The organism is Mesorhizobium sp. M7A.F.Ce.TU.012.03.2.1 (genome assembly GCF_004006095.1).
Taxonomy (GTDB): Bacteria; Pseudomonadota; Alphaproteobacteria; order Rhizobiales; family Rhizobiaceae; genus Mesorhizobium.
In genome coordinates this window covers 319,330-343,863 of record NZ_CP034779.1, presented here as the reverse complement: position 1 = coordinate 343,863, position 24,534 = coordinate 319,330, and the positions used below count along the sequence as shown (strand labels likewise).

The window sequence follows — 24,534 nt, the reverse complement described above, 5'->3', positions numbered from 1 at the left end:
TGCTATCCGACCTCAAATCACGAAGCTGTGGACATTCCTGCATGACCAACGTCGCCCTGACCGGCCTTGCCCGCGATCTCGCCAGGCGTGCCGCCGAGGGCCGCCCGGTGCGCATTGGCGTCATCGGCTCGGGCGAAATGGGCACCGATCTGGTCACCCAAGGCATGCTGATGCCAGGCATTTCGATCTGCGCCGTCTCGACGCGCCGCCCGCACACCGCGCGCGATGCCATCCGTATCGCCTATGGCGACGAAGCCATGGCGGTCGAAGCCGACACCGCGTCGAAAGTCACCGGCGCTATCGAGAGCGGCAAGATCGCCGTCACTTCGAACGAGATGCTGGTCACCAATCCGCTGATCGACGTCGTCATCGACGCCACCGGCAAGCCGGGTGTCGCCGCCGACTTCGACCTCATGGCGATGGAGCACGGCAAGCATCTGGTGATGATGAACGTCGAGGCCGACGTCACCATCGGCTGCTACCTCAAGCAGCAGGCCGACCGGCTTGGCGTCGTCTATTCGGTCGGTGCGGGCGACGAGCCGTCGAGCTGCATGGAACTGATCGAGTTCGCGTCGGCGCTCGGGCTGACCATCGTCTCGGCCGGCAAGGGCAAGAACAACCCGCTCAACCACGATGCCGTACCGGACGACTATCGCGCCGAAGCCATCCGCCGCAACATGAACCCGCGCATGCTGGTCGAGTTCGTCGACGGTTCCAAGACCATGGTCGAGATGTGCGCCATCGCCAACGCCACCGGGCTGGTGCCCGACGTGCCCGGTATGCACGGCCCCAAGGCCGACCGCGATGACCTCGCCAAGGTGCTGATCCCGCGCGAGGATGGCGGTCTGCTGTTGAAGAAAGGCGTCGTCGACTACACGATTGGCAAAGGCGTCGCGCCCGGCGTCTTCGTCATCGTCGAGGCGACGCATCCGCGCATCATCGAGCGCATGGACGATCTGCATATCGGCCACGGCCCTTACTACAGCCTGTTCCGGCCCTACCATCTGACCTCGCTGGAAGTGCCACTGACCGCCGCCCGCATCATGCTTTTCGGCAAGCCCGACATGGTGCCGCTGCCGCGACCTGTTGCCGAAGTCTGTGCGGTCGCCAAGCGGGATCTCGCCGCCGGCGAGACCTTCGATGCGATCGGCGAGACCTGCTACCGCTCCTGGACGATGACCGTCGGCGAAGCCCGCGCCCGGCGCGCCGTGCCGGTCGGCCTGCTCGAGGGCGGCAAGGTGCTGAAACCGGTCAGGAAAGGTGAGTTGCTGACGGCGGATAATGCGTCGCCCGACCAGACAACGAGGCTGTTCGCCTTGCGCCGGCTGCAGGATGAGATGCTGTACGGGGCCTGAAAGGACCACGCTGGCGCTGCTGCGACAAATGATAGATTGTGGGGCAAATGTCGCCAAGGTCGGTCACATGAACCTTCGAATCAGGAATCCGCTTGCCCGCGAACTGGCTCGCCAGCTTGCCGCCAAGCGCAAGGTTTCCATGACCAGAGCGGTTATCGAAGCGCTTGAAAGTGAACTGAAGCGGGAAAACGCCCGTATGCCTCTGGCGGAACGGCTGGCTGCAATCGCCGATGATTTGAGGTCCAAAGCGGGCAAGGCTGACCGGGTCGTGAGCAAGAATGAGATCGATGCCATGTGGGGTGGCGGCCAGAATGACGCCTGACAGGTGCACAGGGGTTGTCACGTTGGAAGGCCTGCTGGCAGCTCGGATTTCGTCGTTCGTTTCGATGGATGATCGTAGACATTCGGGATTGACCGGAGCCTTCCCAACTTCGTCATCCACGGGCGGAGCAGGAGCGAAGCGACGTCGCGGAGACCCGAGGATCCATGCCGTGATCTTGGTCGAGGAATGCAGCGGAGCAGAATTCTGCACCGCAGCAGCGCTTTGAAGTCGCGGCATGGATCCTGGGGTCTGCGCCGCGTCGCTGCGCTCCTTGCTTCGCCCCAGGATGACGAAGCGATGTGCATTTCCGCCAAGCCATCAACGCAAGCACGTCCGACCCATCAAAACTTCGGCAGCGGAGGAGTTGACGATTACTTCCCCAGTTCGACAGACCTGAGCCGCGCTGCCTCCACCGCCTGCGTCAGCAGATTGGTCAGCCGGTGCTCGCCCATCAGCACGGCCAGCGCCGCGGCCGTCGTGCCGTTGGGGCTGGTGACCTGCTGGCGCAGCACGCCCGGTTCCTCGCCGCTTTCGGCGGCGAGCGAGGCGGCGCCATAGACGGTCTGCATGGCGAGCAGCTTGGCGGTCGCCGTTGGCAGCCCGGCCTTCTCGGCGGCCACGGTCAGCGCTTCGATGAAATGGAAGATGTAGGCCGGCCCAGATCCGGAGACGGCGGTCACCGCATCCATCAGGCCCTCATCGTCGATGGTGGCCACTTCGCCGCTCGCCGACAAAAGATCGGCGACGAAACGCTTGGTGTCATCCGACACGAGCTTGTTGGAGAACACCACCATCATGCCCTTGCCGATTGCCGCGGGTGTGTTGGGCATGCAGCGCACGATCGGCGCGCGGTTGCCGAGGATTTCCTCGAAGGTGCTGGCCGGCGTGCCGGCGGCGATGCTGACGAAGGTGGTGCGGCCATCGCCGAAACGCTTGTAGGCGGAGGTGACATCGCGGATCACCTGCGGCTTCACCGCGATGACGACGAGATCGGGCACGGCATCGGCCGGGATGCTGCCGGCATCGGCTGATGTCGCGCAGCCCAGCGTGGTCGCGCGATTGCGCAGATCGGCATTGGGCTCGACCACGAAAACCGCCGATGGCGCAAGCTTACCGGATTTCAGCCAGCCTGAGAGCATGGCGTAACCCATATTGCCGCAGCCGGCGAGAACAAGCCTGATCGTCATCAAAAGCCCTCCGAAGGAAGGCCTTCACATAGACGCTGGCGCTTCCCTGGGGAAGCCCTGTCAGGATCGCGAGCCGCGATCGGGATCGCGCACTGCCATCGGCCGCAGCGAGACTTGCCGGAGGCCAAGCACGCCGAGCACGAAGAACAGCCAGACCGGGTCGCCGCGATGGAAGAAGAAGCTTTCGAGAAAAGCGTTCAGCGCCGTGAACAGCACCACCATCATGAAGAAGTCACCGAGAAAAATGTTTTCCCTGCGCAACGGAATGCGCATGTAGTCGCGCAGCGGCGCGATGAGGAAAGTGTAGACCGCCACGCAGAGTGCCGGAATGCCCATCAGCACGGCGATGTCGAGGTAGCCGTCATGGCCGTGCACGATGGTCCGGATGTCCCACGGCCGGTCGAAGGGCTGGTCCTGGTTGAGCAGCAAGGGCGTGCCCCAGAAGCTCTCATAGCCGTAACCGGTCCATGGCTTCTTCGCGAGCATGCTGCCGGCGAACTCCCACAGCGTCGTGCGGCCCGTATAGGTCATGTCCGGGAAATAGATCGCCGCGAGATGTTTTATCGGCGGCAGGAATACGATGCCCAGCGTGCCGACCGCTGTCGCGACGATCGCCAGCGCAAACAGGATTGGCGTGCCGAGCCGCATGCCTATCAGGCTCGGGAACATGACGATCAGAATCGAGAACGGCACCAGGCCGGCGGTCGTCTTGGAGCCGGTGTGCAGCATGAAGATCATCGCTGCGAAGAAGATCCCGGCGCCCCAGTAGCGCTGTCCGCGCCGGTAGAGATAGAGGCCTGCGAAGCTGAGGCAGGCCATGATCGGGCCGGCGATGTTCTTGTGGGTGAACACGCCGCGCCACAGGCCGGCATGCTCGGGCTCCTGCGAGTCGGCGGTGTGCATCGCCTCGTGCGGAAAGACGATGAGGCCGAGATAGGAAAGGCCCATGACTACGACAGCGGTGAAGATGATCACTTTCGAGAAGGCTTCGGCGTCGCGCGGCAGCACCAGGATCGTCGCCATTGTCAGGATGCCGATCAGGGTGAAGGAGGCGGCGCGCATCGCCGAAGGCGGGTCGGTCGACAGGACCACCGACAGAAAAAAGAAGCCCAGCATCAGCACCCAGGACGGGCTGAGCAGCGAGCGCACTACACGCGGATCGGCAAAGGCCATCAGCGAGAAGATCGACATGGCGCCGAGCGAACCGAAGCCAAGCTGGTTGACGATGTCCCCGCCTTGACCGGTGAGTTCTGCGCCGCCCGGCTGGAACGGCCGGAAGGACACCATGATGACGGTGAACAGCAGCGCGGCAATGGCGGTCGCCACGCCTTCGCGCGTGAACGCGGCGCTGAGCGGCGCGCGCTCAGTTTTTCTCAGGCTGGCGGTATTGCTCATTGGCATATCCGAATTCGGCCAGCACGCGGCCCAGCGCCACATGGACAGGGTAGATGGCGATATCGGGCGAGCCGGTCCGCGCCAGCCGCATCAGGCCGCGAAGCGGCGAGGCGGCAAGCAGTGCCAGGCTCTTCAGCAACACCTTGGCGCCGGCCAGCGGTGTGCCGGCGCGCTTCTTCTTTTCGACCAGTGTCGAGATGACACCGTTGCGCAGGCTGCGGGCCCGGATCCAGTCGGCTTCGATACGCCGGGCCGGGACGGTTTCATGCACCTTGGCCTCGGCGCACCAGCCCAGCACAAAGCCCTTTTGCGCCGACCGGCTGAGAAAGTCGGAATCGCCGCCGCCCATGAAGTTGAATCTGAGATCGAGAAAGGGTGGACCCATGGCGATCAGCACGTTGCGCCCGACCAGAAGATTGCCGGACGAATAGAGCGCCGGCACCCGCCCTGTCTCCCGGTAGGGCGGCGCGAACACCGGATGCTCGGCCCATCGCGCATGGGCGGGGTCGGCAAATACGGGCACCTGCGGGCCGCCGACAATATCGGCGCCGAGCGTTTCGGCAGCCCGGCACATCCGTTCCAGCCACTGCGGATCGGCGATCTCGTCATCGTCGATGACCAGCAGATGCCTGAAGTTCGGGAATTGCAGGATCGCCGTCTGCCAGCCGGCATTGTAGGCGCTGCAATTGCCGCGCTCATGCGCGATGATGACCAGGCCTGGCATCTCGCCGCGCTCGAACAGCGGCAGCGCCGCCTTGGCGCCGGCCCGCGCCTCGGCTTCGTTCTCCATGACGATCACGGCAAAGCGCCTGCCGGTTTGCTGCGCGCACAGCGACGCCAGCGTTTCCAGTACCTGCTCGGGACGCTTGAAGGTCGGCAAGGTGACGACGGCTTCGACGGCCTCGACGTCAAGCCGCGGCGTGCGTCCCGCGACCGATACCGAACCGTCCGATGGCAAAGGGATCATCCGTGTCCAGCCACATGGTGAGTTGGGCTCTGGTAGCACCACGGTTGATAAGGTTTCGTTAATCACCTTGCACGGAGAACGCCTGCAAGCAGAGGCTTTCGGCCGTCGAATGTGCTCGCTTAATCAAGGGTTCACCGCGCTTTGCTACCGGCTACACCACTGGATAGGTGAGATGCATCTGCTGTTCGCCACATCGATCGTGCCCGACGGTGCTCTCGCCTCGGGCTACGAGATCGCAAACGCTGCGATCATCGCCGCCCTGCGGCGCGCTGGCGTGCGCGTAACCGTCATTGGTTTCACCTGGCCCGGGAAACCCGCGGCCGACCCCGAAAACACCATGGTGCTGGGTGCCATCGACGTGCGCACGGACAGTGCCTCCGCGCGGCAGAAGCTGGCCTGGGTCGGCAAGGCGCTGCTTTCGGGCCTCACCTTCGCCTCGGTCAAGCTGCGCGCCGTGTCCGACAGCGATGTTCTCGCTGCCATCGAGCAAGCTGGACCGGTTGACGGCTACGTGCTGAATTCCGTGCAGTTCGCCGGCGCCTTCGAAAAGCTGTTCACCGAGCGGCCTTCGATCTTCGTTGCCCACAATGTCGAGCATCTTTCGGCGCGGGAGAACGCCGCTGCCGCCGGCAGCCTCTTCCAGCGCCTGCTGTTCCGCCGCGAGGCAAGGCTGCTCAAGGCCGTCGAAGAGCGTCTCTGCCGCCGGGCGCGCTTCGTCTTCACCCTGGCCGAGGAAGACCGCGCCGCACTAGGTGTCGCCTCCGACAACCGCTCGGCGGTGCTGCCGCTGGTGACCGGTGCCCTGGCGCCAACCCTGAAAGGCCCGCGCCGCATCGACTGCGACGCCGCCCTGATCGGCACCTGGACCTGGCAGCCGAACCGCATCGGCCTCGACTGGTTCCTGGGCAAGGTCGTGCCGCATCTGCGGCCCGATTTCCGCATCCGCATCGCCGGCCACATGCCTTCGGGCGTCGCGTCCAAGCATCCCGGTGTTGAATTTGTCTGCCGCGTGCCCGACGCGCAGGCTTTCGTGCGCAGTGCAGCCGTCATCCCGTTGATCAGCACCGCGGGCAGCGGCGTCCAGTTGAAGACCATCGAAACCTTCGAACTCGGCCTGCCTTCGGTCGCCACCAGCCGTTCGCTGCGCGGCATCGACCACCGTCCGGCCAACTGCGTCGTCACCGACGATCCCGTCGCCTTCGCCATGGCTCTCGAGGCTGCGGCGGCCGACATCCGCGACGTCGACGGCAGCGCGTTCCGGGGCTCGCAGGTCAAGGCGCTCGACGCTGCCATCCGGCTCGGCCTCGAAGAGCTCGCACCCGTCAGGCAGGAGGCGTTTGCATGAACATGCATTCCGCCGGCGCTGCGTTCGGGCTCGACAAGCTGATGACGATCCTTGGCATCCCGGTGGTTGCGGTCCGCTGGAACGATGCCATCGCCCTGCTGAACCGGTTGATTGCCGAGCGGCGCTTCACCAAGGTCAGCTTCCTCAACGCCCACAACGCCAACATCGCCTATACCGACCCGGTGTTCGCCGGGGCACTCGATGATTTCCTCATCCTGCCCGACGGCATCGGTATCGATCTGGCGGCGAGGCTCCTCTACGGGGCGCCGTTTCCCGACAATCTCAACGGCACCGATTTCGTCCCGGCCTTCCTGCAGGCCTCGACGACGCCGCTGACCGTTGGGCTGCTCGGCGCGACGCGTGTCAATGCCGAAGCGGCTTCGGTCAAGCTGGCCGCCTTGGCGGTGCAGCACAAATTCGTGGTGATCCATGACGGCTATTTCCCTGCTTCGCAGGAGCAGGAAATCGTCGACCGGATCGCCGCGCTTCGGCCCGACGTGCTGCTCGTCGCCATGGGCGTGCCGCGCCAGGAATTGTGGATCGAACGCCACATCGACGCGCGCCACTGCACGCTGCCGATCGCCGTCGGCGCGTTGCTTGATTTCCTGAGCGGCGCGGTGCCCCGCGCGCCCTTGTGGATGCGCCGGCTGCGGCTCGAATGGCTGTTCCGGTTGGCTGTCGAACCGAGCCGCCTGTGGCGCCGTTATGTGGTCGGCAACCCACTGTTCCTGCTGCGCGTCGTCAGGCAGAAATTCTCGCTTGCGCCCGAAGCCGCGGAGGATGTCAAGTGAACAGCAGGTTCGTGCCAGGCACCGCTGTCGAGCCAGGCCCGCTGCGGCAGACACCGACGGCGGCCATCGTGACGGCAAGCTACGCGCCCGACTTCGAGCGCTGCCGCCTGCTGTGCGAGACACTTGATCGCCACGTTTCGGGCGCGGCGCACCATTACATCTTGGTCGAACATCGCGACGTCAGGCTGTTTCGCCAATTGGAAACCGGCCGCCGCACGGTCGTCGACGAGCGTGAATTGCTGCCGCGCTGGCTGCAGGCATTTGACGATCCGCTCAGCCTGTTTCGCCGGCGCGTCTGGCTCAGCCTGAAGACCCAGCCGCTGCGTGGCTGGCACGTGCAGCAATTGCGTCGCATCGCCATCTCGGCGCATGCCGGGGAAGACGTGCTCATCTTCTGCGATTCCGATGTCGCCTTCCTGAAACCTTTCGACTGCGGCGCCTTCTGGCGCGACGGCAAGGTGCGCCTGTTCCGCCGCGACGGTGTGCTGGCGGACGAAGGTCATGAGGAGCATCGCATCTGGTCGCGCAATGCGGGCTCGGCACTCGGCATCGACCCGTCCCGGACGTCGATCCATGACTATATCTCGACGCTGATCGCGTGGCGGCGCGACACCGTGCTGGCCATGTGCGGCGAGATCGAGAAGGTCCATGGTCGCAACTGGGTCGAGGTCGTCGGCTCGGCGCGCAAATTCTCCGAATGCATGATCTACGGCCGCTATGTCGACGATTTGCTACAGGGTGCCGGCCACTTCCACGGTTCGGAGGAGTTCTGCCGGGTGCACTGGACCGGCGAGGCGCTGTCGGACGACGAGTTCCGCCGCTTCGTTGCCGCCATGGCGCCGGAGCAGGTGGCGATCGGCATGCAATCCTTCATCGGCACCGATATCGGCCGCATCCGCCGTTTGATCGGGCTGGATTAGATGGGCTTTGCCGGTTTACGCATCGCCGAATAGGTGAGCAGCGTCGAGGCGAGATACAAAAGCAGGAAGACGACATTGAGCGACAGCACCAGGTTCGGCGTGTCGAGGATGGTCGTCAGCACATAGGTCAAAAGCAGCGCCTTCAGTGCGGCGAGCAGACCGAGATTGAGCGCCCGCACCAGCGTCTGGCCGCGCGCGAACAAAAGCTCGGCCTGATATTCGACCAGATTGCGCAAGCCAGGCACGCAGATCGCCAGCACCACCAGCGGCGCGGCCTCGGCGACATTCTTGCCGAGCGCATTGGGGAAGAAATGCAGCACGATGCCAAGCGTCAGCAGCGCTGCCGTGGAGACCGCGAACACACCGCCTTCGATGCCGCTCTTGACCGCCAGCCGTGACAACAGTTCCGGTGCGCGCATCATGCGCTGCACCAGCATCATCGAGAAGGTGCGGATCGGAATGGCGGTCAGGTCTACCAGCCGCATAATGATGGCGTAGATGCCAGCCAGATGCGGGCCGCCGATCGCCAGCACCAGCAGCTTGTCGAACTCCATCTGCAGGTAGAACAGCACTTCGGCGCCGGCCACGTAGACAGAATCGGCCAATCGCCTGAGATAGAGCTCGATGCGCAGCCGCAACCGCTGGCGGGGGTAGAAGAAGCCGAAGGCAATCAGCAGCGAGGCGGCATTGGCGCCGATATAGAACCACGACCATATCCAGACACTGTGATGCGCAGAGAACATGAACAGCACCGCGCCAAGCGCCCGCAACGCGGTCGCCAGGATAGCCAGCAGCGCGGCGCGGCCGAATTTGCCCAGGCCATTGTTGACGATCAGCGCCACCTCGACCGGCCGCCACAGCAGCGCTTCGGCAAAGACGATTGCCGCAAACACCGACAGCGGCACGGTGTCGGCGAAGAAAAGCAGGTAGACGCCGAACGAGGCCGCGGCCAGCAACGGCAGCGACAGCACGCCGAGCAGCAGGAAGCCGGCGGAGAAGGTGCCGATCAGATTGGGGCGGATGGTGGCGGTGCGGTAGAGCGCCGAGATGAACCCGAAGGCGAGGATGCGCGACAGCATGACACCGGCCGCCGAAGCGGTGGCGAACATGCCGAATTCGGAAATGGACAGCGTGTTGGCCAGCGCGATGAAATAGGCCAGCGAAAACACCAGTCGCCCGCCGGCGCCGCTGATCGCCGAGAAATAGTCGCGAAGCAGCCCCCGTCGTTCGGCCAAAAAGCTGCCGATCCGGGCGAGGGGCCGCCTTTGCGGTATGTCACTGGCCTGCGTCATGTCTCAAGGAGAGCCTAGGCGGGAAAACTTAACGTGCCGTTCTGGAGGCTGAGCCTGTGTCGAAAATAGATGCAACCGAAGCGAGAAACCGACGCTTCGGTGCGGGAAAATTAACCTTTTGTTTTCCATGCCTGTTTAGCGTGGCTTAACGAATGGCCAAGCGCCGTTTGCAGGTCGCCAAAGGTAAAGTTCCAGACGATGGTCGACAGGGAAAACCGCGAGGACTGGAAGCGCGAGCGCTCATTGCTGGCGCTTGGCCAGGCTGTGCGCGGCGACGAACCCGACGCGTCCCTGGTCTCGATAGGCGACCGGGCAGACCCGTCATGGCGCGAGGATGCCGCCACCCGTCATCGCCTCGCCCGTTCGCAGCGCGAGGCGCGCAACCCGAAACTGTCGGATCCGGTCGCCACCGACGGGGATCATGAGCAAGCTTCGTCATCATATCGCGCGCAAACGACGCCACGGACACAAATTGGTGCCGCCGAAACCGCCGGCGCCCGGCGCGCCGATCATGCATCGGAGCCTTACGCTGCAGGCGATGCGTCGGTATCCCGAAACGACGGCAGGGACAGCCAGCAGTGGAAGCCGCTGATCGACCCGATGCAGGTTGTGCGCGGTGTCGGCAAGTCGAAGCTGCTGATCGTGACGACGACAATACTGGGCGCCGCGCTCGGCATTGCCATCGCGCTGTCGACGCCGAAGAAATATGAGGCCACCACCGAACTGATCGTCGACCCGCGCGACCTGAAGCTCACCGATCGCGACCTCACCCAGTCGGTCGTCGCTTCCGATGCCACGCTGGCCATCGTCGAGAACCAGGTTCGGGTGCTGACCTCAGGCACCGTTCTCAACAAGGTCGTCGACAAGCTCAATCTGGTCAACGATCCGGAATTCAATGGGCAAGGCGGCGGCGGTCTCAGCGTCATGTCGCTCATCCGCTCCGTCCTGTCGCGCAATGACGGGCCGGGGGGTGTCGACGACACCCGCCGCCGTGCACTTGCTGTCGGCAATCTGGCCGAGAGCCTTTCGGTCGAACGCGGCGGCAAGACCTTCGTCATCACCGTCAGCGCCACCACGCAGAATGGCGAGAAATCAGCCCTCATCGCCAACACGATGACGGATGTCTTCCTGCAGACCTTCGGCCAGATACAGTCGGACACCGCAGGCCGCGCCACCGACGAACTGACGGCCCGGCTGGACGAGCTGCGCAAGGGGGTCGAGGCGGCCGAGCGCAAGGTCGAGGATTTCAGGGCCACGCACGACCTCGTCGACGCGCAGGGCCATCTCATCAGCGACGACGAGATGCTGAAACTCAACGAGCAGCTGTCGGTTGCCCGCGCCCGCACGCTGGAGCTGAATGCCCGGGCGGCCTCGGCGCGTTCGGTCGACGTCAATTCGGTTCTCACCGGCACCTTGCCGGAGGAGATCAACTCCAACTCGATGAGCGATCTGCGTTCGCAATATGCATCGCTCAAGCAGGAGGCTGACCGCGCTGCCATTCGGTTCGGCCCGCGTCATCCCGAACTCCAGGCGCTCAATGCCCAGCTTTCCGGCGCACGCGACCGCATCGCCTCGGAGCTGCGCCGCATCGGCTCGTCGCTGCAGGTCGACCTCAAGCGCGCGGTCCAGCTCGAACAGGATCTTGCCTCTCGCCTGGCGCAGCTGAAGGTCCGCAGCGGTGACGTCAACAGCGACCTTGTGTCGATGCGCGAACTGGAGCGCGAGGCGACCGCCAAGCGTTCCGTCTACGAACAGTATCTGCTGCGCGCCAAGGAGACCGGCGAGCAGAAGGACATCAACACAGCCAACATCAATGTGATCTCGAAGGCCTTCGCGCCGCTCGAGCCGAACGGGCCGTCGCGGGTCGTGGTCGCGCTCGCCGGCCTGTTGCTGGGTTTCGCCTCCGGCATTGGCCTCGGAGCCATGCGTGGCGCCTTTGAGAGCCTGCGTGACACTGCCAATTCGCGCTCGCGTCGCGACCATGGCACGGACGAACACCGGACGCCTTACGAAGACAAGGCATATCGGTCAGCGCCGCCGCCGGCGCCGCCACAACCACCAGCGCCGCAGCCATCGACACCCCCGCCTGCATCACCACCGCCTGGCGCGCCATCGCCTGTCCAGCAAGCCGAGGTCTCGCCGGCCGAAGGTTCCGGCCGGATCGGTGCCTTGCTGTCGAGGCTGCACAAGTCCGTCTCACGCAGGCCGTCCAGGGAGGAGCCGTTCGATACCGTTGAATGGGCTTCTGCCGAAAACGGGGGGTCAATGCAGGATCCGCAATACCGCGCTTACCCCCAGTCGGCGCCGGCCTTCGAGCCTCGGCAGGCGGCCGCGGCAGCATACCCGTCGCGGCCTTTCCAGCCCGGCGGCCATCCGCAGCAGACGGCGCAGCCGCCACTGCCGCCTCCCATGGTGCAGCAGCGGCCATATTCCGGGCCGCAGCTCTATCCCTACGCGCAGCCATTGGGCTACGCACAGCCGCCGGCCTATCCCTATCCGCAATCGATGCCGGCCGCCAATGCGGGGCAGCAGCCCGATCCGGCTCAGCCTGCTTCCGAGTCCTATCCACAGCCGTCCCTCCCGCAGCAGCAGGCGCCTCAGCCTCATCAGCGATCGGCGGAGCCGTCGCGGGCCGCGGAGGATGCCGAGCAGCAAGCGCCAATCGAGGAAATCCGCGCCAGCCTGCGCGAATTCCGCGAAGCGGTTCGCGAACTGACCGAGAGCCGCGTGCGGCGTCGCTACTTCTGAGCCACAAAAATCTGCGCTGTGCCGTACAAAAACATGCCGGTTTCGCGTAAACGGCATGGGACGGCGCTTTGGCGGGATTGCATGTTGGAATTTTCGTGAAAATGCCACGCTGTGAAAGATCGAAAAGCGCGTCGCTTCCGCAAGCGACGCGCTTGGGCATTCTGGTGTTGAGGGTAGTCCATGGCCGAAGTGATTGATGGCAAGAGCGTTGCCGGCGACGTTGTGGGGTCGGTCAAGACCCTGACGGCTGAGCTTGTCGCCAAGGGCCAGGCCAAGCCGGGTCTTGCCGTGGTTATCGTCGGCGAGGATCCGGCCAGCCAGGTCTATGTCGCGTCCAAGTCGCGCACCGCCAAGGAATGCGGCTTTCATTCCGTCCAGCACACGCTGCCGGCCGAAACCTCGGAACCGGCGTTGCTGAAGATCATCGGCGATCTCAACGCCGATCCGGCCATCAACGGCATCCTCGTGCAGCTTCCGCTGCCGGCCCATATCGACGCCGGCAAGATCATCCAGACCATCGCGCCGGAAAAGGATGTCGACGGCTTCCATTTCATCAATGTCGGCAAGCTCGGCACCGGTGAACTCGAGACAGCCTTCGTGCCTTGCACGCCGGCCGGCTCTATGCTTCTGATCGAGCGGGTGCGCGGCAAGGACCTGTCCGGCCTCAACGCCGTCGTCGTCGGCCGCTCCAACATCGTCGGCAAGCCGATGGCCAACCTCCTGCTTGCCGCCAACTGCACCGTCACCATCGCGCACAGCCGCACCAGGGATCTGCCCGCCTTGGCCCGCACCGCCGATATCCTTGTCGCGGCCGTCGGCAGGCCGGAGATGATCAGGGGTGATTGGGTGAAGCCCGGCGCCACCGTCATCGATGTCGGCATCAACCGCATTCCGGCGCCGGAAAAGGGCGAGGGCAAGTCCCGCCTCGTCGGCGATGTCGCCTATGCCGAAGCGGCTAAGGCCGCCGGCGCCATCACGCCGGTTCCCGGCGGTGTCGGGCCGATGACCATTGCCATGCTGATGGCCAATACGTTAGCCTCGGCCTACCTAGCGGCCGGATTGAAACGGCCGTCCTTCTGACCCGCCAGAAAGCCGCAGCTTTGCCGAACCCCAGTGTTCCCTCAGAACGGCCGGTCATCACGGACCCCGTTCAAGGCGGGCGGCAGTTCGCATTCCTGCTGGTAGACAAGTTCTCCATGTTCTCGCTGGCTGCCGCGATCGATACGTTCCGGTCGGCGAACCGGTTGCTTGGCCGCGACTTCTACGGTTGGACGACGGTGTCGGCCGATGGCGATCCGGTGATGGCTTCCAATGGCCTGCCGCTCAAGATCGACTACGCCGTTGCCGACCTGCCGCCGGTCGATATCCTTTTCGTCTCGGTCGGGCTGACGACGGAATTTCCCGGCAAGAGCAAGGTGCTGGCGGCACTGCGCAGTTGGGGCCGGCGCGGCAATGCGCTGGGTGCCCTGTCGGTCGGCTCCTACCTGCTGGCCGAGGCCGGCCAGCTCGAAGGCTATCGCTGCACCATCCATTGGGAAAATCGAGCCGGCTTCGTCGAGCGCTTCCCCGATATCAACTGCACCGGCAACGTCTTCGAGATCGACCGCAAGCGCTACACCTGCGCCGGCGGCACCACTTCGATCGACCTGATGCTGGAGATCGTGCGCGGCGATTTCGGCTCGAACCTCGCCAATGGCGTCGCCAACCAGTTCCAGCACGAACGCATCCGCTCGGCCGGCGACCGCCAGCGCGTCGGACCGGAACGCGACCTGACCGGCAAGTCGGAGAAGCTCAGGCGTATCGTCGAACTGATGGCCGACCACCTCGACGAGCCACTGTCGGCCGTGCAACTGGCCAAATCCGCCGGCCTTTCGGTGCGCCAGGTCGAGCGCCTGTTCCTGCGCCATCTCAGCGTCACGCCCGGCCGTTACTATATGCGGCTGCGGCTGGAGCGGGCGCGCGAACTGCTGCGCCAGACCAACATGCCGATCCTCGATGTGGCGATCGCGACCGGCTTCACCTCGCATTCCTACTTCGCCCAGAGCTACCGGCTGCAATTCGGCAGGCCGCCCTCGGAAGAGCGCCGCACGACCTACTGAGCGGGTTTTCGTTTTCGTTGAAAAGTTCGGCATTTCGGCCCCGTCGCATCGGGCCGGGGCTACGAATTCGGCTTACGGGTAGTGTCTCAGTTTGAAATTTGAATATGCGAAAGCGCCTATCCCGGTTTGCCCGCATAGGCGGAAACGCCTATATGCTTAGCGGAAAGCATGGAGGTGGTGGCAATGGAAAACGCACAGGAATTGAGCCCGCATTTGAAGTGCGATGTAGAGTTGGAACTGACTGGTCCCAACGTAGGCACCTTAAACAAATGGGCAGCAGACGCCTTGCGCGCGTTGGCCGACCGCTTAGAGCGGGGAGAGTTTGAAGACGGGTTCAGCGACGCGAAAGATAATGTTGGGAAGAAAATCGGGTCGATCTACGTAGATTACTCTGAGGCGAATTTCTGATGCCGACCGGACCTAAAGCCAGAAGCGCCTCGCCGACGTGATCGGCAACGCCGTCCGCGTCATGCGCATTGCCACCAAGAAGCGAGCCGAGAACATGACGCCGAAGCGTTATGGCTCCTTCGGAGCCTTGGCCGCGCGTAGGCTGACGGGTGCATCAAACGAAAAACCCGCCTGAGCGGCGGGTCACCGGCGCAAATCAGCACCATGGGCAAAAATGTACCATAGCTGAGTGCATCCAGTCAAGAAAAAATTCCTATCATGGAAAGCCCTCGGCACTGCCGACACCCCGAACTGGCTGTCGTCACGACTTTTGTTAAGCTGGGTTCGGGCCCGACGCACCTGGCTGCCCGGACTTGTGTCCCGGCGCCACGTCAAATAGCTTGCCGCCCGGATCAGGGGCGGATTTAGGAGATTTCGATGGCGGGACTTGCACGAGGCGTCGCTGCGGCGATCCTCCTTTTGTCGATGACGACGTTCGGCTTCGCCGCAAACAAGGTCATCATCATTCTCGATGCGTCCGGCTCGATGTGGGCGCAGATCGACGGCAAGCCCAAGCTCGAAATCGCCCGAGAGTCGCTTCGAACCGTGCTTCAATCGGTCCCCACCGACGACGACATCGGCTTTATGGCCTATGGCCACCGTGAAAAGGGCAGCTGCGACGACATCCAGCTGATCGTGCCGCCGCAGGCAGGTTCGGGCAGCGCCATTTCGGCCGCTGCCGACAGCCTGAAATTCCTCGGCAAGACGCCGCTGACGGCGGCGGTCAAACAGGCGGCCGAGGCGCTGAAATACACCGAGGACAAGGCGACCGTCGTGCTCATCACCGACGGGCTCGAAACATGCGGCGGCGACCCTTGCGCGCTTGGCAAGGAGCTCGAGGCATCCGGCGTCGACTTCACCGCCGATGTCGTCGGTTTCGGCCTGACCGCCGATGAGGGCCGGCAGATCGCCTGCCTCGCCGACAACACCGGCGGCAAGTACATCCAGGCCTCCGACGAGAAGGCGTTGCAGGAGGCGCTTGCCGAGACAGTGGCGGCGCCTGCTCCTGAACCGGCTCCGGCACCTGCGCCAGCGCCCGCGCCGGAGCCGGCCAAACCGGAATTCAATTTCCTGCCGACAGCGGTGCTTGCCGAGGGCGGCGATCCCGTCACTGACGGCAACGCCTGGGAAAGCTACAAGGCCAAACCCGACGGTACGCGCGGCGACTACGTCAGCACCGAATACGGCGCCTACAAGGCCAATCTGGAACCGGGCGACTATATCGTCGTGGCCAGTGACGGCCAGGCCAAGACCGAGCAGAAGGTCAAGATCGAGGCCGGCCAGGTCTACAAGCCGCTTTTCAACTTGAATGCCGGCACGCTCATCATCCACCCGCGACCGAGCGCGGGGGCGGATGTCGTCGATGGCGCGGCTGTCGTCATCGACTATCCTGGTGCTGACATGCCCGCCACCTTCTATGGGACGACGAAAGCCGTGTTGCCGGCCGGCGACCAGAAGGTGACTGTCACGATCGGGCAGGGCGTGGCTACCGAGACGATTCCGCTGGCTGCCGGCAAGACCGTGGAAAAGGACATGGTTGCCGGTGTTGGCCATGTCGTTGCCAATGCTTACTATGCTGCGGGCGGCGACAAGGCGGACGGTTCAGGCATCGGCTTCAAGGTGCTCAAGGCAAAAAAGAAGATCGATGGAACCAGGGACGAGGTGACCTATGCCTACGGACCCGACAGCAAATTCGATCTGCCGCCCGATGACTATGTGTTGATTGCGACGGTTGATCTCGCCGTCGTCGAGCAGCCGTTCACCGTCAAGGTGGGCGAATTTCAGGATCTGAAGGTCGCAATGAATGCCGGCGTGCTGGCGATCACCGCGCCCGGAGCCTCGAAGATCGAGATTTTCGAGGCCAAGAAGGACATCAACGGCAACCGCAAGTCGCTTGGCTATGCATTCGACCAGAAGTATCAGGCAGCGATCCCGGCGGGCGACTACGCCGTCGTTTCGGAGAAATCCGACAACAGTTCGAAAGAAGGCAACGTGACGGTCAAGGCCGGCGAGCGAGCCGAGCTAACCGTGCAATAGAATCGTATGCACAACCGCAAGAGGGCGGCCATGTGCCGCCCTTTTTCATGAACGACGCAGAACTGCCGTCAAGCGGTGCCGAAGGCGCTGGCGCCATGGTCGGCGCGGCCGACCAATTGCCGGAAGCCGGCAAACAGCTCGCGGCCGAAGCCGAACTCGTTGCCGATGAGATCGGCATCCGCCGTCCGGCGCAAAGCGAACTCCCCGGCCGGCACCAGCACTTCGAGTGTGCCGGCTTCGGCGTCGAGCCGGATGATGTCGCCTTCATGGATCCTGGCGATAGGACCCTCCTCGACCGCCTCCGGCGTCACATGGATCGCCGCCGGCACCTTGCCGGAGGCGCCAGACATGCGCCCGTCGGTGACCAGCGCGACGCGCTGGCCGCGATCCTGCAGGATGCCGAGCACGGTGGTCAGCTTGTGCAGTTCCGGCATGCCATTGGCCTTCGGCCCCTGGAAGCGGATGACGGCGATGAAATCACCGGTCAGCGTGCCTGCCTTGAACGCATCGTTCAGCCCTTGCTGGCTGTCGAAGACCCTGGCCGGCGCCTCGATGATACGCCGCTCCGGCTTCACCGCGGAAGTCTTGATGACGGCGTGGCCGAGATTGCCTGACAGCACCTTCAGGCCGCCGGTCGCCTGGAATGCCTTGTTGAACGGCGCCAGCACTTTTTCGTCGCCGCTTGCCTTCGGCGAGGCTTCGCGCACCACGCTGCCATCGACGCCGAGCTTTGCCTCGACCGCATAGGGCCGCAGGCCTTCGCCCCACACCGTCTGCACATCCTCATGCAGGATGCCTTCGTCGAGCAGTTCGCGGATCAGGAAGCCGAGCCCGCCGGCGGCGTGGAAATGGTTCACGTCGGCGAGGCCGTTCGGATAGACCCGCGCCAGCAGCGGCACGGCTTCCGAAAGGTCGGAAATATCCTGCCAGGTGATGGCTATGCCGGCCGCCGCCGCCATGGCGATCAGGTGGATGGTGTGATTGGTCGAGCCGCCAGTGGCGTGCAGGCCGACGATGCCGTTGACGATCGAGCGCTCGTCGATCATCCGGCCGACAGGCGTATAGGCGTTGCCGAGCGCGGTGATCGCCAGCGCCCGCTTCGTCGCCTCGCGGGTCAGCGCCTCGCGCAGCGGGGTGCCGGGATTGACGAAGGAAGCGCCCGGCGTGTGCAGGCCCATGATCTCCATCAGCATCTGGTTGGAATTCGCCGTGCCGTAGAAGGTGCAGGTGCCCGGCCCATGATAGGATTTGGACTCGGCCTCCAGCAGTTCGGCACGTCCGGCCTTGCCCTCGGCATAGAGCTGGCGGACCTTGGCCTTTTCATCGTTGGGCAGCCCGGTCGTCATCGGTCCGGCCGGGATGAACACCGCCGGCAGATGGCCGAAGGTGAGGGCGGCTATCACCAGCCCCGGCACGATCTTGTCGCAGACGCCGAGATAGACGGCGGCGTCGAACATGTTGTGCGACAGGCCGATCGCGGCGGCCATGGCGATGACATCGCGCGAAAACAGCGACAGCTCCATGCCGGGCTGGCCCTGGGTGACGCCATCGCACATCGCCGGCACGCCGCCGGCCACCTGGGCAATGCCGCCGGCCTCGCGGGCCGCGTCCTTGATCAGCGCCGGGAAAGTCTCGAACGGCTGATGCGCCGACAGCATGTCGTTGTAGGAGGTGATGATGCCGAGGTTCGGCACCTTGTCGGCGCCAAGCGCGAGCTTTTCCGAGGGGCTGCACACCGCAAAGCCGTGGGCGAGATTGCCGCACGACAGCACAGCCCGGTTGGCGGTGCGGTTCGATGCCTCGGCGATGCGGCCGAGATAACGCTCGCGGCCTGGCTTTGAGCGCTGGCGGATGCGTTCGGTGATGGCTTCGATGTCGCGTCTGGCGGTCATGGCGGTCGGTCCTTTCAGGCGAGGTCCCGGAAACATCCTCCCGCCGTTTGCCGGGACCAGAGTAAATCGAGATTCAGGGGGCCCAGAAAACCTCTACGGGCTTATGCGCTGCGTCGAGCACGGCACGGATTGGCTTTCGCGGCCCGGGCGCCACCGCGCCGTCGAAGGCGATACGCTTGTCCTCACCCTCTATGTGCAGCGCGATGAAGCCGGCTTCGACGATGCGCGCCAGCGACAGGGTCAGCCGCGGCTCGCCCGCACTTGCCGCATGAACCGGCAGCACGATCCTGTCGGAAGACGGGTCGAGCAGCGTCGCCAGATCGTCGGCATCGGGAAAGAACGAGGCGGTGTGGCCGTCCGGCCCCATGCCGAGCACGACGACATCGAGCGGCCAGGGCAAGGAGCGGAGCGCTGCATCATCGGACGAGGCCGCATCCTCGATGCTGGTGGCTTCGTGATAGAGCGGCACGAAACGAGCCGCCTTGGCCGCGTTCTGCAACAGATTGGCGGTCACCAGTCCGGCATTGGAGCGTGGCGAGGAGGCCGGCACGAAACGCTCGTCGACCAGCGTCACGATCACCTTGTCCCAGGCGATGGGTATCGCTGAAAGGGCGGCGAAGAATTTTGCCGGCGTGGTGCCGCCGGAGACGGCGAGCAACCCCGTGCCGCGCTCGGCGATCGCCTTGGTCAGTCTGCCTGCAGCATGACCTGCAAGGGCGGCCGCCAGTTCCTGGCGCCCGGCGAAGCCGTTCCAGCTGTAGGCGGCGCTGTTCAATTGCTCTCGTGCCATGTCCGCCCGTCACGCTCGATCAGTGCTATCGAGGCCGATGGCCCCCAGGTGCCCGCCGTGTAGCCCTGCGCCTCCTGCCTGGCACTTTCCCAGGCATTCTGGATCGGGTCGATCCATTTCCACGCCGCCTCGACTTCGTCACGGCGCATGAACAGGGTCTGGTTGCCACGGATGACGTCCATGATCAGCCGCTCATAGGCGTCCGGTGCGCGGCCGTCGAAGGACTGCGCAAAACTCATGTCGAGAGAGATCTGGCGCAGCCGCATGCCGCCCGGGCCCGGATCCTTGATCATGATGAACTGCTTGACGCCTTCGTCCGGCTGCAGCCGGATGACCAGCTGGTTGGCGAAGATCGGTCCGGCGCTGTCGCCGAAGATCGAATGCGGGATCGGCTTGAATTCGATGACGATTTCCGAAACCCGCGTCGCCAGCCGTTTGCCGGTGCGGAGATAGAACGGAACGCCCGACCAGCGCCAATTGCCGATCTCGGCCTTGATGGCGACGAAGGTTTCGGTGTTGCTGTCCTTGCCGAGTTCCTCGACATAGCCTTTCACCGGTCCGCCGGCCGAAGCCCCGGCGCGATACTGCCCGCGCACGGTGTGCTTTGGCGCCTCGTTGCCGTTGATGCGCTTCAGTGCCCGCAGCACCTTCAGCTTTTCGTCGCGCACGGCGTCGGCATCCATCGACGATGGCGCTTCCATGGCGACGAGGCACAGCAGCTGCAGCATATGGTTCTGCACCATGTCGCGCAGCGCGCCGGCCTTGTCGTAATAGGTGACGCGGTCTTCCAGGCCGACGGTCTCGGCCACGGTGATCTGCACATGGTCGATGTGGGCTGAATTCCACAACGGCTCGTAGAGCGCGTTGGCGAAGCGCAGCGCCATCAGGTTCTGCACCGTCTCCTTGCCGAGATAATGGTCGATGCGGAAGATCTGGCTTTCGTGGAAGTCGTCGCCGACCAGGTCGTTGAGCTTGCGTGCCGAATCGAGGTCGCGGCCGATCGGCTTTTCCAGCACGATGCGCGAGTTCGGCGTGATCAGATTGTGCTCTTTCAGCTTGTGCGAGATGTCGCCGAACAGCGCCGGCGCCACCGCCAGGTAGAAGGCTCGAATGCGGTCGCTGTCGCCGATCGCTTTCTTGAGCTTGTCGAAGCCGGCGCCGCTCGTCGCATCGGCCGAGACGTAGGATAGTCGCGCCAGGAAAGTCTTCAGTTCCTTGGCGTCGATGTCGGCCGGTTTGACGTGCTCGGAGATCGCCTGTTTGGCGAAGGCCTGGAATTCTTCGTCGCTCATTTTCGAGCGCGATGTGCCGATGATGCGTGTCGGCTCCGAAAACTGATGGTCGCGCTGGCGATAATAGAGCGACGGCAGAAGCTTGCGTTCCGACAGATCGCCGGTGCCGCCGAAAATGATGAAGTCGAAAGGCTCGACGGGGATGATCTGGCTGGTCATGGTCTGTCCGCTTTGACGCCGGTCGCTGTGACGCGGCTGATATAATCTAATCGATTTAAATTTTCCAGTGCCATGGTGTCACATCTGGGTGTATGCGCCTGCCCCTTGACAGTCCGATGACCCGGAGGCTTGTCGAAGGCGCGGCTCCGGAAGCCTTCGCAGTTGCAGCATAGAGCGGGATCGACGCGAAAGCCAAAGGAGAAATCAGCGATGGCTCCACATCTTTCGGCCAATCCAGTCAGAAGCCGTGGCTTTGCGCGGATGAGCGCCAATGACGTGCCCGTTGATCGTCACCAATAGTGAGCGGAAAAAACATGCGTCTGGAAAACAAGGTTGCGATCATCACCGGTGCTGCGTCGGGTTTTGGCGAGGGCATCGCCAGGCGCTTTGCGCAGGAGGGCGCCAGGGTCGTTGTCGCCGACCTCAACGCCAGGGGCGCGGAACGCGTCGCCGGTGAGATCGGAGAAGCGGCGATCTGGACCCAGACCGATGTCTCGCTGCGCTCCGAATTCGACGAGATGGTCTATGCCGCCAAAAGCGCCTTCGGCCGCATCGACATCATGGTCAACAATGCCGGCTATACCCATCGCAACGGCGACATGCTCAATGTCGACGAGGACACCTTCGACCTGATAACATCAGTCAACATGAAGGCGATCTATCACGCGGCACTCGCCGTGGTGCCGATCATGGAGCGGCAGGGCGGCGGCGTCATCCTGACCACGGCCTCCACCGCGGGTCTGCGGCCGCGCCCCGGCCTCACCTGGTACAACGCGTCGAAAGGCTGGGCGATCACCGCCACCAAGTCGATGGCGGTCGAACTGGCGCCGAAGAACATCCGCGTCAACTGCCTCTGCCCGGTTGCCGGCGAGACCGGCATGCTGGAGAAATTCATGGGCGCCGACACGCCCGAAATCCGCGAGAAGTTCCGCGCATCGATCCCGCTCGGCCGGCTTTCGACGCCGCTCGACATCGCCAATGCCGCACTCTGGCTGGCCTCGGACGAAGCCGCCTTCATCACCGGCGTGGCGCTGGAGGTCGATGGCGGCCGCTGCATCTGAAAGTGCCAGGCGTCACGCGCCGGTCTTGATGTAACTCTTGTAGACCCAGCCGGTCTTGCCGTTGTAGGTGATCTGGCACCATTGCTTGCAGCTCTTCACCTGCACCGAGGTTTTGGCTGGCACCGTACCGATGGCGGCGGCATTTTTCTTCGGGCCGCTTCGCATGGTCACGGCCCTCAGGATGCGCCCTGTTCCGGCGGCTGCGGCTTTCCTTGGCTTCGCCTTGGCTTGGCTGTCATCCCCCTCTGCCGCTGGCTCTTGAGCCGGCGATTGCGGCTGCACCGCGGGGATGGCGGCGGTTTGTGCGCCGTCGGGGTGGTTGCCCGCGGCTGCGCTGGGCGCGGCTACCTTGGCGAGTTCGGTGGCGGCATCGGTAGCGGCTGCCGGCTGTGCGAATGCCGCCGCTTGCTTGTCCGCTGCCTTGGGAGCGGTCGAATCGGACGTGGTTGCGTCCTTCGGCTGGGAACCGGTCCAGCGCGGGTCATTGGCGGCGAGTGCGGGGATGTTGGCCTGCGCGGCCGCCACGGTTGTTGGAACCGCGTCGGACTTGCGCGCCTGCGGCACGGATGCCGCAGCGACCGCAGCCCCAACCGGGGTTATTTTCGTTGTTTTCACCGGAACCGTTGGAATGGTCTGTTCGGGGCTCGCTGCCGCTTGTCTGTCGCTGGCCGGCAATGCCAGCCACAGCGCCACGGCGGCGACGCTAAGCAACGCGGCGGTGCCGATCGCGGCGATCACCAGATGCGAGTTCGAACGGACTTCCTGCCAGAAGGACGGCCGCATGTCGTATCCGAACTGCATGGCAAAGCGCCGACGTTCCGGCGTACCGAAACTGAAGGGCTCTCTCACTCTTGCCACCTCCATAAGCGGGCCGACGTTCTTTCAGTCGGTGCCGGAAGTCCGGCGTCTGATCCGCATAGGTCCCAAAAACAACGCGGGCAGTCCCGCAACAATCCCCGAACAATCGCCCAGAACCGGCAGCTTTCGCCTGCGATTGTGGCATCAGTACGCCATTATAGGGGATTCTGCGCCTTTGCGGGAAATTGCGCAATGCGTCGCACGGGCAACAAATGTTACAATGAATATTACAATATTACATCAGGTCGGTCGGCTAGATCCTGTCCCTCAACGCAAACCAGTTGAGCGCCAGGAACAGCAGCGGCGTGCGGAAGCGCCGACCGCCGGGGAACGGCGGGATTTTCAGATCCTCGATCAGCTTCAGCCGGTCGCGGTTGCCGGCAACGGTTTCAGCATAGAGTTTACCGAAATAGTTCGACAGCATGACGCCGTGGCCGGAATAGCCGCCGGCCGAGATCACATTGGGCATCACTTCGCGCACGAAAGGCTTTCTCGGCACAGTGATGCCGACATAGCCGCCCCACCCATGCGTGATCTCGACATCCCTGAGTGCGGGGTAGAGTTCCGCGATCTGGCGGCGGATGTGAATGTGGATATCCTTCGGATCGTTGACGCCATAAACCTCGCGTCCGCCAAACAGCAGCCGCCCGTCCTTCGATCTGCGGAAATAGCGCACGACGAAGCGCGAATCGTCGACCGCCTCGCCGCCCGGCAGCACATCTGACTCTGCCCCCAGAGGCACGGTCGCACCGATGAAGGAACCGATCGGCATGATGTGCGCCGCACTTACCGGCTCGAGCGCGCCGCCATAGGCGTTGACCGCTATCAGGCATTTTTGCGCCGTCACCGTCCCCCTCGGTGTCGAAACCTTGACCTTGCCGCCACTGGACATGATGCCGGTCGACGGCGTCCCCTCGAACAGCTGCGCGCCTGCAAGCGCTGCCACCCGCGCCGTGCCGATCACCAGCTTCATCGGATGGATGTGGCCGGTGCCGGTGTCGCGCGTGCCGCCGAAATAGGCGGTCGAGCCCAACCGCTCCGCCGTCTCCCTGGCATCCATGAACGAGATATGCGGGTAGGCAAAACGGCTCGCCATGATCTCGGCATGCGCCTTGTAGTCGTCGACATAGCGGGGCTTGTGCGCCACCGAGAGCTGGCCCGGCATATAGTCGATATCGATCTGGTTGGCGGCAGTGAATTCGAGGAGATGCGCCTTGGCCTCTTCGGCAAGATCAAACAGCGCCTTGGCGCGGGCCAGGCCATACTCGGATTCCAGGTCCTCGGCCCAGGCGCGCTGGCCGGTGCCGAGCTGCCCGCCATTGCGCCCGGAGGCGCCATCGCCGAAGCGGTACGCGTCGATCAGCACGACATTGGTGCCTGCCTTGGCCAGATGCGCCGCCGCCGACAGCCCGGTGAAGCCGCCACCAATGATGACGACATCGCATGTCCGGTCGCCATCCAGTCCGGGATATTCGGGCCTCGGTCCCGCCGTGTCCTCGTACCAGGAACGGCCGGGGGAAATTGGGGATTGGTAAGGCATGATGCTCGCAGGGAGTAGGGGAGTAGGGGAATAGGGG

At 64.1% G+C, this 24,534-nt stretch carries 20 protein-coding genes; 11 read left to right on the top strand and 9 right to left on the bottom strand.

Annotated features, from left to right (window positions below):
• Nucleotides 1-41: 41 nt before the first annotated feature.
• Both EJ079_RS01680 and EJ079_RS01675 read left to right on the top strand, forming a co-directional pair.
• Nucleotides 42-1,355 (top strand): NAD(P)H-dependent oxidoreductase, encoded by a 1,314-nt coding sequence (locus EJ079_RS01680; RefSeq protein ID WP_127807893.1) that lies wholly within the window; start codon nt 42-44, stop codon nt 1,353-1,355.
• A 67-nt stretch (nt 1,356-1,422) separates the two neighbouring features.
• A complete protein-coding gene (locus tag EJ079_RS01675) occupies nt 1,423-1,677 on the top strand; it encodes a type II toxin-antitoxin system VapB family antitoxin (RefSeq protein WP_127807892.1) in 255 nt (84 codons plus the stop codon).
• A gap of 371 nt (nt 1,678-2,048) precedes the next feature.
• Here the strand turns inward: EJ079_RS01675 and proC are convergent, their stop codons facing one another.
• Genes proC through EJ079_RS01660 form a run of 3 tightly spaced genes read right to left on the bottom strand, consistent with a single transcriptional unit; the run spans nt 2,049 to nt 5,226 of the window.
• Nucleotides 2,049-2,864, bottom strand: a complete 816-nt coding sequence (gene proC, locus EJ079_RS01670; RefSeq protein ID WP_127396179.1) for a pyrroline-5-carboxylate reductase — start codon at nt 2,862-2,864, stop codon at nt 2,049-2,051.
• 60 nt (nt 2,865-2,924) lie between these two features.
• Nucleotides 2,925-4,259 carry an O-antigen ligase gene (locus EJ079_RS01665; protein WP_127807891.1) on the bottom strand — a complete coding sequence of 445 codons (1,335 nt, stop codon included), beginning with the start codon at nt 4,257-4,259 and terminating at the stop codon, nt 2,925-2,927.
• Complete coding sequence (locus EJ079_RS01660) at nt 4,228-5,226, bottom strand: glycosyltransferase (protein ID WP_127807890.1); 999 nt, start codon at nt 5,224-5,226, stop codon at nt 4,228-4,230. Before EJ079_RS01660 ends, EJ079_RS01665 begins: the two co-directional genes overlap by 32 nt.
• 172 nt (nt 5,227-5,398) lie before the next feature.
• Here EJ079_RS01660 and EJ079_RS01655 point away from each other — a divergent pair, with 172 nt between their 5' ends.
• From EJ079_RS01655 to EJ079_RS01645, 3 genes are read left to right on the top strand one after another with little or no spacing between them, the layout of a single operon-like run.
• The gene (locus EJ079_RS01655) at nt 5,399-6,571 is read left to right on the top strand and encodes a glycosyltransferase family 4 protein (RefSeq protein WP_127807889.1); all 1,173 of its coding nucleotides are present in this window, start codon (nt 5,399-5,401) and stop codon (nt 6,569-6,571) included.
• The gene (locus EJ079_RS01650) at nt 6,568-7,362 is read left to right on the top strand and encodes a WecB/TagA/CpsF family glycosyltransferase (RefSeq protein ID WP_127807888.1); all 795 of its coding nucleotides are present in this window, start codon (nt 6,568-6,570) and stop codon (nt 7,360-7,362) included. Before EJ079_RS01655 ends, EJ079_RS01650 begins: the two co-directional genes overlap by 4 nt.
• Nucleotides 7,359-8,282 carry a DUF6492 family protein gene (locus EJ079_RS01645; protein WP_127807887.1) on the top strand — a complete coding sequence of 308 codons (924 nt, stop codon included), beginning with the start codon at nt 7,359-7,361 and terminating at the stop codon, nt 8,280-8,282. Before EJ079_RS01650 ends, EJ079_RS01645 begins: the two co-directional genes overlap by 4 nt.
• On the opposite strand, the gene EJ079_RS01640 is transcribed toward EJ079_RS01645, so the two are convergent.
• The gene (locus tag EJ079_RS01640) at nt 8,279-9,574 is read right to left on the bottom strand and encodes a lipopolysaccharide biosynthesis protein (RefSeq protein WP_127272343.1); all 1,296 of its coding nucleotides are present in this window, start codon (nt 9,572-9,574) and stop codon (nt 8,279-8,281) included. The two genes, EJ079_RS01645 and EJ079_RS01640, sit on opposite strands and share 4 nt — an antisense overlap.
• A gap of 198 nt (nt 9,575-9,772) precedes the next feature.
• Between EJ079_RS01640 and EJ079_RS01635 the strand changes: the two genes are divergently transcribed.
• From EJ079_RS01635 to EJ079_RS01615, 5 genes are all read left to right on the top strand, one after another.
• A complete protein-coding gene (locus EJ079_RS01635) occupies nt 9,773-12,322 on the top strand; it encodes a Wzz/FepE/Etk N-terminal domain-containing protein (protein ID WP_127807886.1) in 2,550 nt (849 codons plus the stop codon).
• Between the two features lie 180 nt (nt 12,323-12,502).
• Nucleotides 12,503-13,402 (top strand): bifunctional methylenetetrahydrofolate dehydrogenase/methenyltetrahydrofolate cyclohydrolase FolD, encoded by a 900-nt coding sequence (gene folD, locus EJ079_RS01630; protein ID WP_127269251.1) that lies wholly within the window; start codon nt 12,503-12,505, stop codon nt 13,400-13,402.
• 20 nt (nt 13,403-13,422) lie between these two features.
• Nucleotides 13,423-14,421 (top strand): GlxA family transcriptional regulator, encoded by a 999-nt coding sequence (locus tag EJ079_RS01625; RefSeq protein WP_164748958.1) that lies wholly within the window; start codon nt 13,423-13,425, stop codon nt 14,419-14,421.
• 183 nt (nt 14,422-14,604) lie between these two features.
• Nucleotides 14,605-14,829, top strand: a complete 225-nt coding sequence (locus EJ079_RS01620) for a hypothetical protein (protein ID WP_127807885.1) — start codon at nt 14,605-14,607, stop codon at nt 14,827-14,829.
• Nucleotides 14,830-15,246: 417 nt separating this feature from the next.
• Nucleotides 15,247-16,905 carry a VWA domain-containing protein gene (locus EJ079_RS01615; protein ID WP_127807884.1) on the top strand — a complete coding sequence of 553 codons (1,659 nt, stop codon included), beginning with the start codon at nt 15,247-15,249 and terminating at the stop codon, nt 16,903-16,905.
• Between the two features lie 68 nt (nt 16,906-16,973).
• Here the strand turns inward: EJ079_RS01615 and edd are convergent, their stop codons facing one another.
• The 3 genes from edd to zwf all read right to left on the bottom strand — a co-directional run bounded on the left by edd (nt 16,974) and on the right by zwf (nt 21,038).
• Nucleotides 16,974-18,797, bottom strand: a complete 1,824-nt coding sequence (edd, locus tag EJ079_RS01610; RefSeq protein ID WP_127807883.1) for a phosphogluconate dehydratase — start codon at nt 18,795-18,797, stop codon at nt 16,974-16,976.
• A gap of 73 nt (nt 18,798-18,870) precedes the next feature.
• Complete coding sequence (gene pgl / locus EJ079_RS01605) at nt 18,871-19,587, bottom strand: 6-phosphogluconolactonase (RefSeq protein WP_127807882.1); 717 nt, start codon at nt 19,585-19,587, stop codon at nt 18,871-18,873.
• The gene (gene zwf / locus EJ079_RS01600; RefSeq protein ID WP_127320684.1) at nt 19,569-21,038 is read right to left on the bottom strand and encodes a glucose-6-phosphate dehydrogenase; all 1,470 of its coding nucleotides are present in this window, start codon (nt 21,036-21,038) and stop codon (nt 19,569-19,571) included. Before zwf ends, pgl begins: the two co-directional genes overlap by 19 nt.
• Before the next feature lie 314 nt (nt 21,039-21,352).
• Between zwf and EJ079_RS01595 the strand changes: the two genes are divergently transcribed.
• Nucleotides 21,353-22,099 carry an SDR family oxidoreductase gene (locus EJ079_RS01595; protein WP_127807881.1) on the top strand — a complete coding sequence of 249 codons (747 nt, stop codon included), beginning with the start codon at nt 21,353-21,355 and terminating at the stop codon, nt 22,097-22,099.
• A gap of 12 nt (nt 22,100-22,111) precedes the next feature.
• Here EJ079_RS01595 and EJ079_RS01590 read toward each other — a convergent pair whose 3' ends face one another.
• A complete protein-coding gene (locus EJ079_RS01590; protein ID WP_127807880.1) occupies nt 22,112-22,948 on the bottom strand; it encodes an SH3 domain-containing protein in 837 nt (278 codons plus the stop codon).
• A gap of 262 nt (nt 22,949-23,210) precedes the next feature.
• The gene (locus EJ079_RS01585; protein ID WP_127807879.1) at nt 23,211-24,497 is read right to left on the bottom strand and encodes an FAD-binding oxidoreductase; all 1,287 of its coding nucleotides are present in this window, start codon (nt 24,495-24,497) and stop codon (nt 23,211-23,213) included.
• Nucleotides 24,498-24,534 lie beyond the last annotated feature (37 nt).

Excerpts from the sequence above, each read along its gene's own strand:
- EJ079_RS01620 (WP_127807885.1), top strand. The coding sequence starts at position 14,605 with ATGGAAAACGCACAGGAATTGAGCCCGCATTTGAAGTGCGATGTAGAG.
- EJ079_RS01675 (WP_127807892.1), top strand. The coding sequence starts at position 1,423 with ATGAACCTTCGAATCAGGAATCCGCTTGCCCGCGAACTGGCTCGCCAG.
- EJ079_RS01680 (WP_127807893.1), top strand. The coding sequence starts at position 42 with ATGACCAACGTCGCCCTGACCGGCCTTGCCCGCGATCTCGCCAGGCGT.
- EJ079_RS01595 (WP_127807881.1), top strand. The coding sequence starts at position 21,353 with ATGCGTCTGGAAAACAAGGTTGCGATCATCACCGGTGCTGCGTCGGGT.
- EJ079_RS01655 (WP_127807889.1), top strand. The coding sequence starts at position 5,399 with ATGCATCTGCTGTTCGCCACATCGATCGTGCCCGACGGTGCTCTCGCC.
- EJ079_RS01650 (WP_127807888.1), top strand. The coding sequence starts at position 6,568 with ATGAACATGCATTCCGCCGGCGCTGCGTTCGGGCTCGACAAGCTGATG.
- EJ079_RS01665 (WP_127807891.1), bottom strand. The coding sequence starts at position 4,259 with ATGAGCAATACCGCCAGCCTGAGAAAAACTGAGCGCGCGCCGCTCAGC.
- zwf (WP_127320684.1), bottom strand. The coding sequence starts at position 21,038 with ATGACCAGCCAGATCATCCCCGTCGAGCCTTTCGACTTCATCATTTTC.
- edd (WP_127807883.1), bottom strand. The coding sequence starts at position 18,797 with ATGACCGCCAGACGCGACATCGAAGCCATCACCGAACGCATCCGCCAG.
- pgl (WP_127807882.1), bottom strand. The coding sequence starts at position 19,587 with ATGGCACGAGAGCAATTGAACAGCGCCGCCTACAGCTGGAACGGCTTC.
- EJ079_RS01635 (WP_127807886.1), top strand. The coding sequence starts at position 9,773 with ATGGTCGACAGGGAAAACCGCGAGGACTGGAAGCGCGAGCGCTCATTG.
- folD (WP_127269251.1), top strand. The coding sequence starts at position 12,503 with ATGGCCGAAGTGATTGATGGCAAGAGCGTTGCCGGCGACGTTGTGGGG.
- EJ079_RS01640 (WP_127272343.1), bottom strand. The coding sequence starts at position 9,574 with ATGACGCAGGCCAGTGACATACCGCAAAGGCGGCCCCTCGCCCGGATC.
- proC (WP_127396179.1), bottom strand. The coding sequence starts at position 2,864 with ATGACGATCAGGCTTGTTCTCGCCGGCTGCGGCAATATGGGTTACGCC.
- EJ079_RS01585 (WP_127807879.1), bottom strand. The coding sequence starts at position 24,497 with ATGCCTTACCAATCCCCAATTTCCCCCGGCCGTTCCTGGTACGAGGAC.
- EJ079_RS01660 (WP_127807890.1), bottom strand. The coding sequence starts at position 5,226 with ATGATCCCTTTGCCATCGGACGGTTCGGTATCGGTCGCGGGACGCACG.
- EJ079_RS01615 (WP_127807884.1), top strand. The coding sequence starts at position 15,247 with ATGGCGGGACTTGCACGAGGCGTCGCTGCGGCGATCCTCCTTTTGTCG.